At 41.2% G+C, this 17,390-nt stretch carries 19 protein-coding genes; 11 read left to right on the top strand and 8 right to left on the bottom strand.

Features of this window, described 5'->3' with window-relative positions; translation table 11 throughout:
* Positions 1–2 precede the first annotated feature (2 nt).
* On the bottom strand, positions 3–1,436 hold the full coding sequence (locus tag G563_RS0123705) for a mandelate racemase/muconate lactonizing enzyme family protein (RefSeq protein ID WP_028667522.1): 1,434 nt from the start codon (positions 1,434–1,436) through the stop codon (positions 3–5).
* A 218-nt stretch (positions 1,437–1,654) separates the two neighbouring features.
* Between G563_RS0123705 and G563_RS0123700 the strand changes: the two genes are divergently transcribed.
* Positions 1,655–2,569 (top strand): RraA family protein, encoded by a 915-nt coding sequence (locus G563_RS0123700; protein WP_028667521.1) that lies wholly within the window; start codon positions 1,655–1,657, stop codon positions 2,567–2,569.
* Between the two features lie 8 nt (positions 2,570–2,577).
* On the opposite strand, the gene G563_RS0123695 is transcribed toward G563_RS0123700, so the two are convergent.
* The 6 genes from G563_RS0123695 to nadB all read right to left on the bottom strand — a co-directional run bounded on the left by G563_RS0123695 (position 2,578) and on the right by nadB (position 9,723).
* Positions 2,578–3,762 (bottom strand): RNA/DNA-binding domain-containing protein, encoded by a 1,185-nt coding sequence (locus tag G563_RS0123695; RefSeq protein ID WP_037327969.1) that lies wholly within the window; start codon positions 3,760–3,762, stop codon positions 2,578–2,580.
* Between the two features lie 6 nt (positions 3,763–3,768).
* Positions 3,769–6,165, bottom strand: coding sequence for a COR domain-containing protein (locus G563_RS0123690; protein ID WP_028667519.1), 2,397 nt, complete (start codon positions 6,163–6,165; stop codon positions 3,769–3,771).
* 17 nt (positions 6,166–6,182) lie between these two features.
* Complete coding sequence (locus G563_RS35665; protein ID WP_037327965.1) at positions 6,183–6,380, bottom strand: PIN domain-containing protein; 198 nt, start codon at positions 6,378–6,380, stop codon at positions 6,183–6,185.
* A 98-nt stretch (positions 6,381–6,478) separates the two neighbouring features.
* On the bottom strand, positions 6,479–6,730 hold the full coding sequence (locus G563_RS0123680) for a hypothetical protein (RefSeq protein WP_028667518.1): 252 nt from the start codon (positions 6,728–6,730) through the stop codon (positions 6,479–6,481).
* Between the two features lie 14 nt (positions 6,731–6,744).
* Positions 6,745–7,989: a DUF5690 family protein gene (locus G563_RS0123675; protein WP_028667517.1), complete on the bottom strand. Its 1,245-nt coding sequence runs from the start codon at positions 7,987–7,989 to the stop codon at positions 6,745–6,747.
* A gap of 150 nt (positions 7,990–8,139) precedes the next feature.
* On the bottom strand, positions 8,140–9,723 hold the full coding sequence (nadB, locus tag G563_RS0123670) for an L-aspartate oxidase (protein ID WP_028667516.1): 1,584 nt from the start codon (positions 9,721–9,723) through the stop codon (positions 8,140–8,142).
* Between the two features lie 224 nt (positions 9,724–9,947).
* Between nadB and rplM the strand changes: the two genes are divergently transcribed.
* From rplM to G563_RS35660, 10 genes are all read left to right on the top strand, one after another.
* Positions 9,948–10,391: a 50S ribosomal protein L13 gene (rplM, locus tag G563_RS0123665; RefSeq protein WP_028667515.1), complete on the top strand. Its 444-nt coding sequence runs from the start codon at positions 9,948–9,950 to the stop codon at positions 10,389–10,391.
* Between the two features lie 2 nt (positions 10,392–10,393).
* The gene (gene rpsI / locus G563_RS0123660; protein ID WP_028667514.1) at positions 10,394–10,780 is read left to right on the top strand and encodes a 30S ribosomal protein S9; all 387 of its coding nucleotides are present in this window, start codon (positions 10,394–10,396) and stop codon (positions 10,778–10,780) included.
* Between the two features lie 104 nt (positions 10,781–10,884).
* Positions 10,885–11,688, top strand: coding sequence for a 30S ribosomal protein S2 (gene rpsB / locus G563_RS0123655; protein WP_028667513.1), 804 nt, complete (start codon positions 10,885–10,887; stop codon positions 11,686–11,688).
* Positions 11,689–11,908: 220 nt separating this feature from the next.
* Positions 11,909–12,745, top strand: a complete 837-nt coding sequence (gene tsf, locus G563_RS0123650; protein WP_028667512.1) for a translation elongation factor Ts — start codon at positions 11,909–11,911, stop codon at positions 12,743–12,745.
* A gap of 188 nt (positions 12,746–12,933) precedes the next feature.
* On the top strand, positions 12,934–13,560 hold the full coding sequence (locus tag G563_RS0123645; protein WP_051211159.1) for an RNA polymerase sigma factor: 627 nt from the start codon (positions 12,934–12,936) through the stop codon (positions 13,558–13,560).
* Positions 13,561–13,564: 4 nt separating this feature from the next.
* Entirely contained in the window at positions 13,565–13,774 is a 210-nt protein-coding gene (locus G563_RS0123640; RefSeq protein ID WP_028667510.1) for a hypothetical protein, read from the top strand.
* The gene (locus G563_RS0123635; RefSeq protein WP_028667509.1) at positions 13,771–14,601 is read left to right on the top strand and encodes a mechanosensitive ion channel family protein; all 831 of its coding nucleotides are present in this window, start codon (positions 13,771–13,773) and stop codon (positions 14,599–14,601) included. Before G563_RS0123640 ends, G563_RS0123635 begins: the two co-directional genes overlap by 4 nt.
* A gap of 144 nt (positions 14,602–14,745) precedes the next feature.
* A complete protein-coding gene (locus G563_RS0123630; RefSeq protein ID WP_229598556.1) occupies positions 14,746–15,585 on the top strand; it encodes a DUF3078 domain-containing protein in 840 nt (279 codons plus the stop codon).
* 70 nt (positions 15,586–15,655) lie between these two features.
* A complete protein-coding gene (gene mscL / locus G563_RS0123625; protein ID WP_028667507.1) occupies positions 15,656–15,994 on the top strand; it encodes a large conductance mechanosensitive channel protein MscL in 339 nt (112 codons plus the stop codon).
* Between the two features lie 253 nt (positions 15,995–16,247).
* The gene (locus tag G563_RS35660; protein WP_051211157.1) at positions 16,248–16,643 is read left to right on the top strand and encodes a LytR/AlgR family response regulator transcription factor; all 396 of its coding nucleotides are present in this window, start codon (positions 16,248–16,250) and stop codon (positions 16,641–16,643) included.
* A 79-nt stretch (positions 16,644–16,722) separates the two neighbouring features.
* Here the strand turns inward: G563_RS35660 and G563_RS0123615 are convergent, their stop codons facing one another.
* The gene (locus G563_RS0123615) at positions 16,723–17,379 is read right to left on the bottom strand and encodes a porin family protein (RefSeq protein WP_028667506.1); all 657 of its coding nucleotides are present in this window, start codon (positions 17,377–17,379) and stop codon (positions 16,723–16,725) included.
* Positions 17,380–17,390 lie beyond the last annotated feature (11 nt).

Below are 17,390 nucleotides of genomic sequence, written 5' to 3'. Positions count from 1 at the left end.
CACTAGCTCCAATCTCTATCCCAAGAGTCTTTGGTGTTCCACTCGTCGGTGGGTGCAAACCATTTCTGGTCTTTCATCAAAAACTTCTTAGCAACCTCTTCGTTAAGCTCTACTCCCAAACCGGGCTTGTTGGGCACTGGCGCAAATCCATTTACTACCAGAGGTTTATTGCCAGTCACAATATCTTCCCAACCGGGCACATCTACGCCGTGATGCTCCAGCGCCACGAAGTTTTCGGTAGCGGCGGCACAGTGTACATTGGCCATAAACGAAATAGGGCTACCTGCAAAGTGCATCGCCATCGGAATCCCGTGTTCTTCGGCATAGTCTCCAATTTTTTTGGTTTCCAAAATCCCGCCTGAAGAAGCCAAATCAGGGTGAATCAAATCCACCGCTTTGGCATCAATCAACTTGATAAATTCTTCTTTCAAGAAAATATCTTCACCCGTAAGCGTCGGAGTATCAATCGCATCCGAAATCTGCTTCCACTGGTCGGTATAAAACCAAGGCACCAAATCTTCGAGCCAAGCCAACTGATATTTTTCGACGGCTTTACCCAAACGAATCGCCGTGTTTACATCAAAGTGACCAAAGTGGTCGGCAGAAACCGGAATGTTATACCCTACTCCTTCCCGAATCTTGCTCACATACTCGGCAATATAATCAAGCCCCTTGTCCGTAATCTGAATACGCGTAAAAGGATGCTTGGTAAGGCCATAGTTTCCTACTGTTTTTGTCTTATTATCCCTTTGATTGAGTTTCCACACATTGGCTCCGATGAGCATGCCGGGTTTATCAGCCAACAAACCAATGCCAAAATCCATTTTCAAAAATGTATAGCCTTTGTCCAAACGGGTTTCTTTTAGTTTTTTGGCAAAAGTAGAAGGGTCACTGATTTCGGGGGTATCGGCATAGAGGCGCACTTCGTCCCGATATTTACCTCCAAGCATCTGATATACAGGCACATTATAAGCCTTTCCTGCCAAATCCCACAGCGCCATCTCAACACCACATACGCCACCAGCAGCCCTACCATGTCCGCCAAATTGTTTGATTTCTTTGAATATTTTTTCTACGTTACAAGGGTTTTGACCCAACAAACGGCTTTTGAGCATGAGTGCATAATTGGGGCTTGCCCCATCTCTCACTTCACCCCATCCCACCAATCCTTGGTTGGTATCAATCCGAATAATGGGGCTTCTAAAAGGTACACCTTGCAAGTGAGCAATCCTTAAATCAGTGATTTTAAGTTCTGAAGGTTTTGAATCCCGTTTTACTTTTTGGGTAATAAATTCCATTTCTTGCTCAGGCTTGCCGTCGAGCATCAGTCCTAATGATAATCCTCCCAAAACACCTTTTCTCAAAAAGTCGCGGCGATTGTTTTCACTATTCGCATGGGTGGAGGGTAACTTGAATCGGTCTAATAGTTTTTTCATTGGGGTTTAGAATTAAAAATGAAAAGAAAAGTGGGACTTAGGACAACGAGTTGTGTGTCGTAAAAAAGAATAATTTAAAGATTAATCTTATCTTGGCACAAGATTAGGTCAATTTTTTCTGAAAATATTTCAAAATTCACCGTTGGAAAAAGATAGAAGTGTAGAAAAGTTAATTGTCAGACTTTTGTCTATATAATCCTTAACAAGTTCAATCTATCATGAAAAAAATTTTCTCGGCTTTTGTACTAGCCTTTATCACCTCACCTTTATTCGCTCAGATTCAAGCCCCCAAAGAGCTTATCATGTTTTATACGCAGGAATGGAAGGGCGAGCGTTTTCCTGACGGCCGTCCCAAAGTTCCTGATGAAATTGTAAAAAGGCTCGCCAACGTCTCTATCGAAGAAGCATGGGGAATCATGCGGGGAGATGGCTACAACAACCAATTTGAAGGTAATTTTCAAATCATTCACCCCGAAAAACCATTGGTAGGCCGTGTCTTGACGGCGCAATACATGCCCGCCCGTCCCGACATGGAAAAACCCATCAAGGAAAAAGGCAAGGCCGAAGGACGTAAAGGCAACACCAACTCATGGCCTATCGACGCCCTCCAAATCAACGATGTATACGTGGCTGATGGCTACGGAAAAATCATCGACGGAACACTCATTGGCGATAACCTAGGCAACTCCATTTATGCCAAATCCAAAACGGGCGTGGTGTTTGACGCAGGCGTGCGCGACTTGGAAGGTCTAAGTGCTATTGACGGTTTTGTAAGTTTTACGCGTGGCTACGACCCGTCGGCCATCAAAGACATGACCATGACCTGTATCAACTGCCCTATTCGCATCGGTCGGGCATCGGTATTGCCAGGTGATTTGGTATTAGGAAAACCTGAAGGCGTGATTTTTATTCCTGCGCATTTGGCCGAGAAAGTGGTAAATCAGGCCGAGTTTATTGCATTACAAGACGAATTTGGTCATAAAATGCTCCGCGAAAACAAATTCACTCCCGGCGAAATCGACATGAAATGGAGTGATGCCATCAAAAATGCCTTCCGCGAACACATAAAAACCCGCTCAGGAAAAGTGTACCTGACTTCCGAGCAGATTGAGAAGTTTTTGTCGAGGGAGTAATGGCGTAATTAAGGACGCTGCATCACCACCTTGAATTGTTGTCCTTCTGCATCATTCACAAATTCAGTAGCAGGGTGTTCTTTTAAAATTCGGCTGATGCCCGAGCCTAAGCCACGGTAAGGCAGCAGTTTGGTAGCATAACTCAACAAGATGGGATTGCGGGGTACTGCATTCCCATTTTTTATTTGCTCCACGGTGAGATGATTAGGAAGGGCGCCAGGACTAACAATTTCGACGCGATTTTGGAAAACAAATACCCTGATGGGGCTGGTTTTTCCATAATCGCGGTGAATAAGCGCATTTACGAGTGCTTCTTCTAACGCTACTTTGGAGATTTCCAGCATACCTTGACTGTTGAAGCTGGCTCCTTGGGGTTGTTGTTTGTGCAAATTGATCATAATAAATGCCAAACTTTGATCAAACTGACGGTCTAATCCGCCACCAATGTCGGTGCTCGAACGATAAGTCGTATCGCCTAGTTCGTTACCAAAAAAACTAACACATTTTACCTCCAATACTGGTCGGAAACGTTGCGGATTTTTACCAAAAAATAACAAACCGACGAGGTTGAGTTGCTGCTTTTGAGCAATTCCCAAGTTATTCAGAAAGGTCTCAAAATGCTGTTGGGTTTCTTCTAAATGGGCTGAAACCGATTTCCCTTCGTGCTGCGCCTCGAAATATTCATACAGTTTGATTCGGTCCAATTCGGTATCAATGGCAGCGCCTCGAATGGCCAACTCTTCAATGTGATACGAGCCACTCGCTTGAAACATCCTCGACAACTCTTCCTGCGATACGCTACGTTTGTCGGCTCCCGCTCGCATGAGATACTTGCCCGATTTGGTTCGGTAGGGCTTTTGGTTGCCCTCTTCAATGTAAATGACCACGACAGGCTTGTCATCAACAAGCAAAGTTTGGCTTTGGGGGAAGAGTGCAGGAATACAGTTTTCGGAGGCTGTGTTTGAAATATGATTGTTGAGGGATTTTAAGTTTTCTACTCCTACCACTTTTCCAGCTCCGTGGGCATCTTCGGCAATACCGATTAGGATATAGCCACCTTTTCCGTTGGCAAATGCTACCATTTCTTCCGCTAAACTTTCGGCGTTTTTGACTTCGGTTTTAAACTGAGTGAAGGTGTCTTCGCCCGTACGAAGCATTAATCGTAAATCGGTCTCGCTGATAGGAAAATTCATACGTGTTTATCCCCAATTATCAGGTTTTATAAAGTCCTGAAAGCTATTGTCTTGGAGCAAATTTACTATTCTTTGTTGTAATGAATCAAACTTTTCTTTAAACGATACACCGTCTAAGGCCGTTTTGGTTGCCCATTTTACGGCTTCTTCGCTGGCTATTTTGGGTAAGTTTTTGGCCGTTTCTTTCAATTGAGCCAATACGCCTTTGGCTTTCTTGAGACTTTCTGCTTTCTGGAGTTCGGCAAGCAAATCAATTAGTGATTGAATTTGTGCTTGATTTGCTTCAGTTAGTTCTCGCTTGATATTTTCAAATTCTTCTGCAATCTCACCGGCTTGTTGAATAATAACTTTATTTGCCCCATGTATTTCGTAGTAATTTCCATTAATGTTGAATGTTTGCTGAATCACTTTTTTTGTATCATCCTGTGTCTCAAACATCCCGAGTAGGCGATCGATGTTGTAGTCATTTCCTTCTTCGTCAGTGTATTCGATTTTGCCTTTGTGTTTTTGAGCTATCAATACCCGATACTTGACAGACGTATCATAACGAGTATCGAGCCCAATCATTTCATCTACTTTTAGTCCAGGATAGCGTTCGTGAAACTCCCGAAATAGTTGTCTGATTTCGATAAAAAACTCCCGACGATGCGTGCCTTGTACCCAAATATCAATGCGGTTTCGAGTATCCGTTTGCATGACCAACGCGGTTTGGATTTCGTCGGCTTCGTTTCGCTCAATCACAATGCCTTTTTGCCAGTAAAAATGCCCACGGACTTGACCGAAAGTGCGTGCAATAAAACTGCTGATAGCTCCTGCTGGAATGTGAGTTTCGTACCGAAAAAAGAAATGTAATGCCTCTTTTTTAAAATCCTCGGGCTGAAATCCAATGGGATAATCGCTCTGAAAGGCTTGAGGAATAAAAATTTCGTGCGTATCGGGATTGACGTAGCCCAAATAAAATCGGCGAATCATTTCAATCAAATACCCATAATGTTGCTTGGGGTATTGGAAGGTATGAGCGTCGGTTTTGTACAAAATTCGATTAAAATCTTTCTCCGAAATGACCCCATTTCGTTGGTGAGTGTATTCGGAAGTAAGAATACGATACACCCCGTCACTCAGCCATTCAGGATTCAGGATTTGTAAGTGATTTAAGCTTAGTTTATCAAAATAACGTACGGTCCCCAGTCGATCTAAAATCATCAGTAGGCTTTCGTCCGACTCTTTTTCTAGGTTTTTCTCACGACAAATGGCTTCATAACGCTCATAGGTAATGTAGGGCTCATCTTTGAAAAAGCGGCTTTCTAAATAGTTTTTTACCTCAAAATAGTTTTGGGGGACAATTTGGCGAATGTTTGGCATCAGGAGCAATTCGCGAATGATACTAGCCTCTAACGCTCGCACCGCAGGCAAAAAAAATGGGTCATTCTGTTCGTGTACTTTACGAATGGAAGTTTTATAAACATCCCGTATCATACTTTCGCCCGTCTCAGTTCTATATTCGGCTCGGAGGCGTGATTCATCAATACTTCCGTTGTTTTCATCCATACGATTGATGACGATAATCACGGGAGAATTGGGCGCATAGCTACGAATTTGTTCTAAATATTTGTCGGGCTGTTCGTCTTTACGGGCATTGAGGACGACCACGTACAACGTTTCTTGGGTTAAAAAGAACTTATGAACCGTACTTTGAATTTCTTGCCCTCCAAAATCCCAAATATTAATTCGGTAGGGCATTCCTGACTCGTCCGCAATTTCCCACGGTTCTATCCTAATCCCCTGTGTCGTTTTAGTTTCAGTAAAAGGCTTTCCTAGCAAGTAGTTCATCAACGTCGTTTTTCCCGCATCTGGCTCGCCGATGATGACCATTTTCGCTTCGTTGAGAGGACGAGTGCCTTTAGATTCTTCTTTTTCGAGGTTGTCTAAATAGTCTAGGACGGCTTTATTGCCTTGGTGGATGGCTTCGATGAGAGCGGGAGGAAGAGGGTTATTGAAGAAGTTGATGCAATACGCGTCATTTTTACTCGAATACTTTACTTGAATACCTCTTTCGATTAGATTCCGTAACGGCCTAATATCACTTATCTGATTATTAGTCAAAAAAAGTATTTGTAATTCATCTAATTTTTTTAGTGGATTAACATCAATTATTTGATTACCAGTTAAATCAAGAATAGCTAATCGAGTCAAATTCCTCAACGGAGAAATATCGGTAATTTTATGATGAAGTAAGCGAAGGTCTTTCAAGTATATTAACTCTTTTATCGGATCAAGGTCACTAATCTGCTTATCAATTAAAGTAAGATTAGTTATTTCTCCGTTAGAGTCAATCCTATAATTACCAGCCCAAATCTCAATCCCCCAATAATCCTCTAACTCCAATATTTGTTTTGGCTTCATGGTAGTTCTGTACAAATTTAACGAGTCCAATTATCAATACTAAGCTCGTTAATCCTTTGAAAGTGGTTGGTGTTGTTAGTAATGAGCTGTAAATCATTGGCAATAGCAATACCCGCAATAAGTGTATCAGTATGCCCAATCACAGTGCCTTTTTTTCGTAAATCAGCTTGAATGACAGCCGCAATTCTTGTGGCTTTGAGATAACGATTAGCCAAGTAAGTGTGCTAAGTTATTATATTTTGTATTTCCTAAAACCTCACGTCTTTAGGCTGGGGCTTCAGAAGAGTGAAATTTTTCATCACTATTTACGCACTTAATAAGAACCTCGTAATAAGTTAGGCCTGTCAAACAACTCTTTGCGACTTTTCTGTACCTCTGATGCAAACTCTTGGTAGCTTTCTTCCGACATATCACTAAAGGCTCCTGCAAAAGAGAGTATCTTTTTACGTAATCGACTGTTTTTTTTGTGGGGTGTCAAAGAATGTACATATTCATACACATCTTCCAATTTATCTACTGGAACGTCTTGTATTTCCTTCAAAATGGTATTCAGTGTGATAGTCATGTCATTGCGTAGTTTTATTGTAAACTTACATACTTCTTCCGAAAATACCCAAACGAAATCACGACCAAGATGACATAAAACACCGCTAAAATATAACCTCCGTAGATAAAGAAATCAAGAAAACTGATATTGGGCTGACCGAAGTTTTTGTAAAGCAATACCAGTACACTTCCCAAATACCCCCACCAATCGGCCAAAGTCACCACAAATCCTACGGTACTGACATATTTGAAAGAAGCCACTAAACGTTCAAAGTAAAGGCCATTACAAGGTACATACGCCAGATAAAGCCCCACACCTGTCAACGTAAACCACACTCCTGCCGACAACATTCCTTGCTGAAAAAGCCAAGTACTCACCCCTACCGTAATACCTCCCACAATCAACAGTCCATTGATAAAATAAAAAGCTCGCCAATTGTCTTTTACCCAGCGTAGCGTGCCCATCAGCACCAAGATAAACACCGAAACCGTGGTTTCGGTTTGCGTAAAAATCAGGGGATTGTCCACCCCTGCGGCGCGCAAAATTTCAGGAGCAAAATTGTCGCGAAAATCGCGGAAAGCCGATAGTAACACGTACGAACATATCAGCAGTACCAACCCCACCGAAAAAGTTTGAATAAATCGGGAGCGTTCGGCGGCATTCATGGGCGCGCGCTCGGTACGCTCGGCTTGGTCTTCAAGAGTGGGTGCGGGGAGCTTGGCCAAAGCCCAAATCGCCAACACCAACGGCACGGCAAATAATAAGCCCGTCACAAAAGGCATCCAAAACTCCGACACCCCTTCGTTGAGCAGCATTTTGCCAATGGTTTTTACAAAACCTGAAGCAAAAATAAACGAAGCCGTAAGTCCTGCGACCAAAGCGTCGGTTTGGCGACGTCCTTCCAAAAAGCCCAAGACTGTTCCATACACCATACCCAAAGGCAAACCATTCAAAAACAAAAAGGGGATATTATAAGGCGCTGGTACGAGCGCAAACCCTAGCAAAGCTAACTCCGAAATCCCAATAAAAGAAAGAATAAAAAAGGCGCGTTGGGCTGGTTTCATCTCCGATACTACCTTGATACCGATAAGCTTAGAGAGCGCATACCCCAACACTTGCAACGTAATGAGCCAAATTTTGTAATCAATCCCCCAAAAAACCATTCCTTCAAAAGTAGCGGCGGTGATTCCTTTGCGAAAAGCATACATACAAGCATAAGTGGAGAAAGCAGCAGTAGCACCCCAAACCATCAGGCGGAGTTCGGATGTTTTTTTCATGAAAAAGGGTTTAGTAATAATAAAAAAAGGGTGTTTGTTGATAAACACCCAAAAATAGTAAAATCCGTGTTTTGCAAATGTTAAGTATTTTACAAAACGAGACTTTCCAAGTCTAGAAAAACTTGGAAAGTCTCGTTTTATTCTGCTTTATTACTTCTTCACATTATCTAAATTGTAATGTAGCCCCACATTTTCACGGCGAGCCATCGCCATTTTGAGTACCAAATAAGACACATTAATCATGTTGCGAAGCTCCATAATCGGCACCGACACCTTCGACTGCCAATAGAGCTCTTCGTGTTCTTTATAAATCAATTCTACACGGTCATGGGCGCGTTTCAAACGGCGATTGGTACGGACAATGCCGACGTAGTTTGACATGATAGCTTCCAACTCCTTGGTCATTTCGGTTACCAAAATCGCTTCCTCTGGATGCGTCGTACCTTCGTCGTTCCATTCGGGTACGTTGTCTGGGATATGGGCATCGGGCAGATTTTCAATGGTTTTTAGGAAAGCTCGGTGTGCAAATACTACTGCTTCCAAAAGCGAGTTAGAAGCAAGGCGATTGGCTCCATGAAGGCCCGTACAAGCACATTCGCCAGTAGCATACAAGAAGAAAATGTTGGTTTGTCCAAACTCATTAACCTTGATTCCTCCGCACATATAATGCTGCGCTGGCACGACGGGGATATAATCTTTACGAATATCAATCCCTAAATTCTCTTTACAATAGGCCGTAATATTGGGAAAATGCTCAATAAACTTCTCGTAGTCGCAATGAGTGACATCGATATACACGCATTCATCTCCATACTTTTTCATTTCGGAGTCAATCGAACGCGCTACAATATCGCGAGGAGCAAGCGACAAACGTGGGTCGTAATGCTCCATGAAAGTTTCCCCTTTTTTGTTTCGCAAAATTCCCCCAAAACCACGCACAGCCTCCGAAATCAAAAAATTGGGTTTTTTACCGGGTTGATAAAGCGCCGTAGGGTGAAACTGAATAAACTCCATATTGTCACAAACTCCTTTGGCACGATACGCCATCGCAATACCGTCGCCGGTAGCAATGCGCGGATTGGTGGTATTTTGGTAAATATTTCCGATTCCGCCCGTGGCCAACATGGTAGTTTTGGCCAAAAACTTTTCGACTTTACCCGTTTTGGTATCAAGTACATAAGCGCCAAAACACTTAATATCGTCGCGATGTCGATAGACCGTTTCGCCCAAATGATGCTGCGTAATCAAATCTACCGCAAAATAATGCGTAAAGATTTGGATAGACTTGTGCCTCTTCACTTCGTCCAACAAAGCCCTCTCGATTTCGGCACCTGTTGCATCTTTAAAATGTAAGATACGATGGTCAGAGTGGCCTCCTTCTTTGGCCAAATCATAGTCTCCGTCGGCTTCTTTGTCAAAACGAGTCCCATACGAAATCAGCTCCATAATACGCTCAGGAGCTTCTTTGACCACAATCTCCACAATGTGGCGTTTGCTGATACCACCTCCTGCCACCATAGTATCTTCGATATGTTTTTCGAAAGAATCTTCCTCCGACCACACCGCTGCTATTCCTCCTTGGGCGTATTTAGTATTGGTTTCGTCTGCCTGTACTTTTGTAATCACTGCAATGGAGACATTCTCTTTGCGTGCATCAAAATGCCGAGCTAATTTGGCGGCATAGCTTAGGCCTGCAATCCCAGAACCTATGACTAGAAAATCAAATTGAGGCATAAAATTTTATTGGTGAAATGATAGTTTTAAGAACACGATTGGGTGTGGGTAAGGTATTCCTTTCCTGACTGCAAGAATAAAGAAATATTTAGTAATAATTTAATTTTCAGAATCATTTTGCTATTCAAAAACCAAACCGCTATATTTGCAGTCCGATTTTCGCCTCAAAATGCCCGTTTATATAGTTAATTAATTGATTTTCAACGAAAAAAGTAATAACTAAAGTGGATACACTCAGTTACAAAACCGTTTCGGCTAACTCTGCTACCGTACAAAAGGAGTGGGTAGTGGTAGATGCAAACGGTGAAATTTTGGGTCGTTTGGCTAGCCAAATTGCCAAAATTTTGCGCGGTAAGCACAAGCCGTCTTTCACCCCGCACGTAGACTGCGGAGACAACGTGATTGTCATCAATGCCGACAAAATTCGTTTGACGGGCAAAAAGATGACAGACAAAGAATACGTACGTCACACAGGTCACCCTGGTGGTCAACGTTTTGCCACTCCTCGTGAAGTTTTAGCTAAACAACCTCACAAAGTGATAGAAATGGCAGTAAAAGGTATGTTACCTAAAAACCGTTTAGGTCGTAGCATTTTTACAAATTTGCACGTGTACGCTGGTGCTGAGCACCCGCATGCGGCTCAACAACCGAAAGAAATTAAATTTTAATCATGGAAGTTACGAACACAGTAGGTAGAAGAAAAACTTCAGTAGCCCGCGTTTATGTATCTGCCGGACAAGGCGAAATCAAGGTTAACGGCCGCGAATTTGCTGAGTATTTTCCAGTAGAAACGCTTCAAATCATTTTGAAGCAACCTTTAACGACCGTCAACGTAGTAGCAAACTACGACATCAAAGTGAATGTTCGTGGTGGTGGAATCAGAGGCCAAGCCGAAGCCACTCGTATGGCGATTGCGCGTGCTTTGTGCGAAATCAATAACGATTTCCGCCCAGCATTGAAAAAAGAAGGTTTCTTGACGCGTGACGCTCGCATGGTAGAACGTAAGAAATACGGACGCGCTAAAGCTCGCCGTCGCTTCCAGTTCTCAAAACGTTAATATTTTTCAAATTAAATTAACCACGTCCAGACTGCGCTTACAGTGTCCGTCGCGCGGTGCTGCGTATTGTTTAATTATTTACAATTTTCATTTTAACACAAAAAATGGCACAATTAGAGTACAAAGACCTGTTGGATGCAGGCGTACACTTTGGTCACTTAACCCGCAAATGGGATCCACGTATGGCACCGTATATCTTCATGGAGAAAAACGGAATCCATATCATTGACCTTAATAAAACAGTTGCCTCACTTGACGAAGCTTGCCACTACGTAAAAAGCGTAGTTCGCTCAGGCCGTAAAGTGATGTTTGTAGCGACGAAGAAGCAAGCCCAAGAAATCGTATCAGAAGAAGCGCGTCGTTTGAAGATGCCATTCGTTACAGAACGTTGGTTGGGTGGAATGTTGACCAACTTCGCCACAATCCGTAAGTCATTGAAAAAAATGCAAGGATTGGAGAAATTGTTGGGTGATGAAGCTACTGCAAATAATATCGCAAAACGTGAGCGCCTTATCAAAGGCCGCGAAAAAGATAAATTGGAGCGTTTGCTTGGTGGTGTTGCTGATTTGACTCGTTTGCCAGCCGCATTGTTTGTAGTTGACGTAAAACGTGAGCACATCGCAGTAGCCGAAGCAAAACGTCTGAACATCCCTGTCATTGCAATGTGTGATACAAACTCTAACCCCAACGAGGTAGATTTTGTAATCCCTGCCAATGACGATGCTTACAAGTCTATTTCTCTCATTACGTTGGCTATCGGAAAAGCAATCGAAGAAGGATTGCTTGAGCGCAAACAAGAGCGTGACGATGCCCGCCTTGCAGAAGAAGAAGACGCCAAACGCTCAGAAGACTTAGGTGAAGAAGTTGAGACTCCTCAAGCAGCTGTAGAAGCCGCTGACGAGGAATAAGCACTCAATCCCGCTTCGGCGCGACGGTCGGCAGCGGCCGTCCTCTTATCGGATAGCCCGTAGCCTTCTAAATGCTATGGGCTTTTCCGTTTAACGATTTCATAAAATAAGTATTTGAGTTTCAACCAAAGGTATTGTGTAGTTTTACCACTTCTGATTCCATTGTAACTCAATACATTGTACTCATCTTGATTAAACTAAATAATTAAACTTTAAACAAATGGCTATCACAGCAGCAGATGTTAACAAACTTCGCCAAATGACTGGTGCAGGTATGATGGATTGTAAAAAAGCCCTCACCGAAGCCGATGGTGATTTTGAACAAGCAATTGATATTCTCCGTAAACAAGGCCAAAAAGTAGCAGCTAAACGTGCCGACAACGTGGTATCGGAAGGTTTAGTATTAGTTCATGTAAGCGCTGATGGTACTAACGGCAAAATCGTAGGCTTGGCATGCGAAACTGAACCTGTATCTAAAGTAGAAAGCTTCCAAAACTTGGCAATGAATATCATGAGCCAAGCCGTAGCAACCAATGCTCCTGATAAAGAAACTCTCTTGGCTACTGTGCAAGCAGACGGTCAAACTCTTCAAGCCCAAATCACTGAGCTGATTGGTAAAATTGGCGAGAAACTTGAATTGGTATCTTATGAAAACGTAAGTGGTGATGTAATAAGCTCTTACGTTCACTCAAACAACAAACGTGGCGTATTAGTAGCCTTCATGGGTGCTAATGGCACTGATTTGTCAGAAGTTGGAAAAGATGTAGCGATGCAAATCGCGGCCATGAAACCTATCGCTCTCGACAAAGATGATGTAGATGCCGCTACAATCGAGCGCGAAATCGAAATCGGAAAAGAACTAGCTCGTAACGAAGGCAAGGCCGAAGCAATGCTCGAAAAGATTGCACTTGGTCGTCTTAATAAATTCTACAAAGAGAGCACTTTGCTCAACCAAGAGTTTATCAAAGATGGTTCTTTGACTATCGCACAGTTGCTCGACAAAACTCAAAAAGGTCTTACTATAAAAACATTCAAGCACGTGGCTATCGGCGCTTAATGTATCTCAATATTAACCTTTCAAAACCCCTGAAAATTAATTTCTGGGGTTTTTTTATATCTATATTCTTTAAAAACACTTTCTTTACGTGTTGTTTACGGCAGCAATTAACTAACATACAGATATTTTGTAAAAATTTCATTTTTTTCTGGTCTACTTTGTTACTATAAACCTCATTACGCGTCACAATGTCTGTACACTCAATTGGACTGAGCCACTACACCGACGAACAGTTGGTGCGTTTATACGTCGATACCCAACGTAATACTTTTTTTGAAGAACTATATGAACGTTATGCGGATAAAGTTTATCGGAAATGTCTTTCTTTCGTAAAAGACCAAGCTAAAGCAGAAGATTTTACACATGATATTTTTTTAAAGCTTATTTTACGAGTAGGCACCTTTAATGAAAGTTCAAAGTTTTCAACTTGGCTTTTTTCAATCACTTACAACTATTGTATGGACCAATTACGGGTGCATAAAAAGCAAGCAGAAGACGAATTAGATGAGACAATTGATATAGCCGATGAGCCAGAGGAATTTGATGATATTGAATTAGAAGCAAAAAAATTAAAAAAAGCTTTGGAGGTATTATCTCATGACGAAAGAACTATTTTATTAATGAAATATCAGGATGGTTTTAGTATCCGTGACATTGCTGACACTTTTGGTTTCACAGAAAGCGCAGTCAAAATGCGATTAAAAAGAACAAAAGAGAAACTCAAAAAACGCTATCTAGAAACTATTGTTTTGGTAGTTTTATTAGCAAGTCAAATAGCAATTCTCATCAAGTGGTGGCTAAATCATTCTCACTAAAAAAATGAATGAGGTCTTTTTTGATATAGATCCCGACGACAAAGTTCCTGAGTCTCTCAAAAGAGCCCTCGTATCTGAAATTGATACTGTACGTAATACCTTAGAACTAGTAACTTTGTTTGTAGGCCATTTTTTCAACGTAGCTGGTTCGGCAGCAACTATGAATAACCCTTTAAATTCAACGGACTCAACCCCCAAATCAGACATTGAATGAAAGAACTTCCCAATCTGACCGAAGTTTTGATAAGTACTCTAACGAAACTCATAAACCAATTTGTTGATTTTGTCCCAAGATTCATTTTTGCGGCTTTTATCCTTTTAATAGGATATTTAGTAGCTAAAGGCATCTCGATTATTCTCAAAAAAGTATTAGAAAAAATTGGGTTTGACCGAATTGGCGAAAAACTCAATGAAATAAGTATTGTCAAACAGTTACAAACAGAAATAAAACTAAGTCAAATAGTTTCGAAGGTACTCTATTATTTTATCATGCTAGGCTTTATTACGGACGCTACTCGTACATTAGGAGTGGGCGCTATTACTGGCTTAGTAGAAAAATTAGTAAACTTTGTACCTCAGCTAATCGTAGCTGCTATCATGCTACAAATTGGCGTCTTGGTAGCAGAGACACTCAAAAATGCAGTAGTATCCATTTGTAAGTCTTTCAATGTCCCCTCAGCCAAACTTATAGGTAGTATTGTTTTTACCTTCTTTTCAGTCATAACACTTATCAGCGCTCTAGGACAAGCAGGTATCAATACAGAGCTCCTGGAGTCTAGTTTCAACCTCATCATTGGAGGCATTATTCTTGCATTTTCGGTAGGATATGGCTTTGCTTCTCGCGACGTTTTGGCAAATTTGTTAGCTTCTTTTTATAATTCTAGTCGGTTCCAGTTAGGTCAAACAATCCAAATAGACGAAATAAAAGGCCGAATAGTACACATAGATAATACCTCTATAACCCTTCAAACCGTAGACTCTCAAACAGTATTTCCGCTTCAAGTAATTCAATCTAAAAAAATAACAGTCTTTGATAATTAATCTCAAAGGTCTTAAAACCTTTGGTGTTATTACCCGATGAACATGGTTTCTGGTCGGGTTCTATTTTCACAACCATAAATATCAATCCCTATGAAAAAGTGGACTTTTGTTTTAGTTACCCTTTTTGCTTTAGCAAATACGTTTATGTCTATAGCTCAAGAGGCAGTTAAAGACACAAGTTGGAAAAAAAGCTCACAGTTTGGGCTCAATTTAAGCCAAGGTACTTTTAGCGGCAGTTGGCAAGGCGGTGGTATCACTAATATCTCTTTAGGTGTATATTTCAATACCAAGGCTGAATATACCAAAGACCGTAACAATTGGGTCAATGATTTCCAGTTTCAGCTAGGGGCTATCAGCAACAAAGAAGATGCTTTTCTCAAAAGCTTAGATCGGTTATTTTTTGATTCTAAATACGGGCGTAAACTAGGCACAAACTCAAAGTGGCTTTTCTTTGCAAACCTAAACTTTTTGTCACAAATCGCCAATGGGCGCGACTATAAAGATGCACGTCGCCCCTTCATTTCAGGCTTTTTTACACCCGCTTATATCACGGAAGCAATTGGCTTAGAATGGAAACCTCAGAAATATTTCAATATGCAATTTTCCCCAGGTGCTGTTCGTCAAACGATTTTAGGAAATAAAAACCTTTACTTAGATGTCGACCGGCTTAATCCTGAATACAAATTTTCAAATTATGGAGTAGATAGAGGTAAAGCCCTCAGAAATGAAGTAGCCTTGATGCAGTTAGTAATGAACTTTGACAAAGATATCGCCAAAGATGTCAACTTCAAATGGCGCTACCAAGCCTTTGCCAATATCAAAGACTTAGCTGCGATTGATAATCGCCTAGATGCGCAACTGACGGCCAAGTTTGCCAAATATTTCAATGTCAATTTGGGTCTCATTGCTATCTATGACCAAGACCAAATTGCAAAAATGCAAATAGCACAATCTATCAATTTTGGCTTTTTGTATAAATGGTAATTGTTTTTATGAACAAATATCTTTTCTTTTACAAATCATTTTATTAATTCACCCTTACCTTTTATACGTTATGCTCAAAGAATTCAAAACCTTTATTGCCCAAGGTAATGTGCTTGATTTGGCCGTGGGTGTGCTGACGGGCGCTGCCTTTGGAAAAGTAGTAACTGCCCTTATGGACGACATTCTCAACCCTATTCTAGGTTTGATTATTGGCGGAGTAGATTTCTCTGCGCTCAAAATAGTACTTAAAGCAGCAGACCCTGCCGCTGGCGTAGCAGAAGTGGCTGTCAGATATGGTAGCTTCTTAAACGTAATTATTCAATTTTTGCTAACTATGTGGGTTATTTACATGATTGTAAGAGCTGCCAATAAAGCTAAACTCTCAAATTCTATGGCACCTAAAGAATAGTTTTTTTATAAACAAAAAAGTTAAACCCCATTTTTGAGCCTAAAAATGGGGTTTTTCTATATAGGTATTTCTACGTGTTTTATCAAGTGGTAGTACTGATTTACACCTAACCACAAAAACATAATAAATTCAATATCAATACATTACAAACAAATACGTAAAAATACGTGTTGTGTAAGCATTTTTTTTTATATTAAGTTTGTCACGTCGATTTGAATAAATCTACTTTTTTCAACTCTAAATGACAAGCATCATGAACACGCACCCTTTACTCAACGCCTTTTCTTCAAACAATACTGTTGAAACTCAACCTCTGCATAGCATTATCATCCCCAACGGCAATCGTCAGGTGATTATTCCTACAGAACAGTTGGTATGCTTAGAGGGATGTGGCAATTACGCTTATCTCTATACTCAAGATGGCAAAAGATACTTAGTTTCCAAAACTTTGAAAAGCTACATAGGGATTCTGGATGAGCAGCAATTTGTACGAGTACATAAATCCTGGATTATCAACCTCAAGTATTTGCAGGAGTTTTGCGAAGATGAGCGTTCGCTCAAATTAAAAGGGGGGAGAGAAGTGGCTATTTCGCGACGTAGGATTCGAGAAGTAAACGGAATACTAGCGCCATTAGTTAATTGCGCCTAAAGATATTAAAGACAAGCTTTTTAGTGGGTTAATTGTTGTAAACAGCCACTCTTCGATTGAGAGTGGCTGTTTTGTATGCTTAGAAAAGGACAAAACCCGCTGTCAACTGCCACAGTGATACTTTGCTGTTGAATTGAGCATTGTTTTGAAGGTTTAGTTGCGAAATATTCGAAAAGCCTCCTTCATAACGCAAATCAATATTAAAGGAACGGATATCAAGCCCTATCCCCGCCTGATACCCAAACGTAGCTTGCTCAATCGTTTTGTTGATATTTTGTGAAGTATAATCTCTCAAGGCATCTCCCAACTTATCTCCTTGAGCTACGTTTAGAGAGGCCATAGGGCCTGCATTGAAGCGAAGCGGGCCTAGTTTGAACCCAAGTAAGACAGGGATGTCAATTTGACTAAACTTAACATCTACATTGACCGGTGAGGTACTTCCATTTTTAAAAATTTCGAAAGTCCCACCTTTGGATGAAAACAATACCTCAGGCTGAATAAATACTTTACGACCTATACGAGTGTATAGCCCCAAAACATAACCTGTGCGATTGGCTGAGTTGTTCTTAAAAAAATCTACCGTAGAAGCCCCAGGCCGCGTAATGCTCAATCCTTCAGTTTGAAGTTGGGAGAAATTGGCTCCTCCCCTTATTCCAACAAAAATAAATTTACTGTTAAACTGTGCATTTGCTTGTAAAGTCAAAAGGAGCACAAAGCCCAAAAGTACTCGTTTCATGGTTGTAGAGC

Origin of the sequence: Runella zeae DSM 19591, from assembly GCF_000423565.1 — a bacterium.
Taxonomy (GTDB): Bacteria; Bacteroidota; Bacteroidia; order Cytophagales; family Spirosomataceae; genus Runella; species Runella zeae.
The sequence above is the reverse complement of the archived record's forward strand: the minus strand, read 5'-3'. Positions and strand labels throughout refer to the sequence as shown.

What these genes read in the sequence shown, in the direction of transcription:
- G563_RS0123705 (WP_028667522.1), bottom strand. Translation starts at nt 1,436, where the DNA reads ATGAAAAAACTATTAGACCGATTCAAGTTACCCTCCACCCATGCGAAT.
- G563_RS0123680 (WP_028667518.1), bottom strand. Translation starts at nt 6,730, where the DNA reads ATGACTATCACACTGAATACCATTTTGAAGGAAATACAAGACGTTCCA.
- G563_RS0123615 (WP_028667506.1), bottom strand. Translation starts at nt 17,379, where the DNA reads ATGAAACGAGTACTTTTGGGCTTTGTGCTCCTTTTGACTTTACAAGCA.
- G563_RS0123630 (WP_229598556.1), top strand. Translation starts at nt 14,746, where the DNA reads ATGTCTATAGCTCAAGAGGCAGTTAAAGACACAAGTTGGAAAAAAAGC.
- G563_RS0123635 (WP_028667509.1), top strand. Translation starts at nt 13,771, where the DNA reads ATGAAAGAACTTCCCAATCTGACCGAAGTTTTGATAAGTACTCTAACG.
- G563_RS35660 (WP_051211157.1), top strand. Translation starts at nt 16,248, where the DNA reads ATGAACACGCACCCTTTACTCAACGCCTTTTCTTCAAACAATACTGTT.
- tsf (WP_028667512.1), top strand. Translation starts at nt 11,909, where the DNA reads ATGGCTATCACAGCAGCAGATGTTAACAAACTTCGCCAAATGACTGGT.
- G563_RS0123695 (WP_037327969.1), bottom strand. Translation starts at nt 3,762, where the DNA reads ATGAATTTTCCTATCAGCGAGACCGATTTACGATTAATGCTTCGTACG.
- G563_RS0123640 (WP_028667510.1), top strand. Translation starts at nt 13,565, where the DNA reads ATGAATGAGGTCTTTTTTGATATAGATCCCGACGACAAAGTTCCTGAG.
- G563_RS0123675 (WP_028667517.1), bottom strand. Translation starts at nt 7,989, where the DNA reads ATGAAAAAAACATCCGAACTCCGCCTGATGGTTTGGGGTGCTACTGCT.
- G563_RS0123700 (WP_028667521.1), top strand. Translation starts at nt 1,655, where the DNA reads ATGAAAAAAATTTTCTCGGCTTTTGTACTAGCCTTTATCACCTCACCT.
- mscL (WP_028667507.1), top strand. Translation starts at nt 15,656, where the DNA reads ATGCTCAAAGAATTCAAAACCTTTATTGCCCAAGGTAATGTGCTTGAT.
- rpsI (WP_028667514.1), top strand. Translation starts at nt 10,394, where the DNA reads ATGGAAGTTACGAACACAGTAGGTAGAAGAAAAACTTCAGTAGCCCGC.
- rpsB (WP_028667513.1), top strand. Translation starts at nt 10,885, where the DNA reads ATGGCACAATTAGAGTACAAAGACCTGTTGGATGCAGGCGTACACTTT.
- nadB (WP_028667516.1), bottom strand. Translation starts at nt 9,723, where the DNA reads ATGCCTCAATTTGATTTTCTAGTCATAGGTTCTGGGATTGCAGGCCTA.
- G563_RS0123690 (WP_028667519.1), bottom strand. Translation starts at nt 6,165, where the DNA reads ATGAAGCCAAAACAAATATTGGAGTTAGAGGATTATTGGGGGATTGAG.
- G563_RS0123645 (WP_051211159.1), top strand. Translation starts at nt 12,934, where the DNA reads ATGTCTGTACACTCAATTGGACTGAGCCACTACACCGACGAACAGTTG.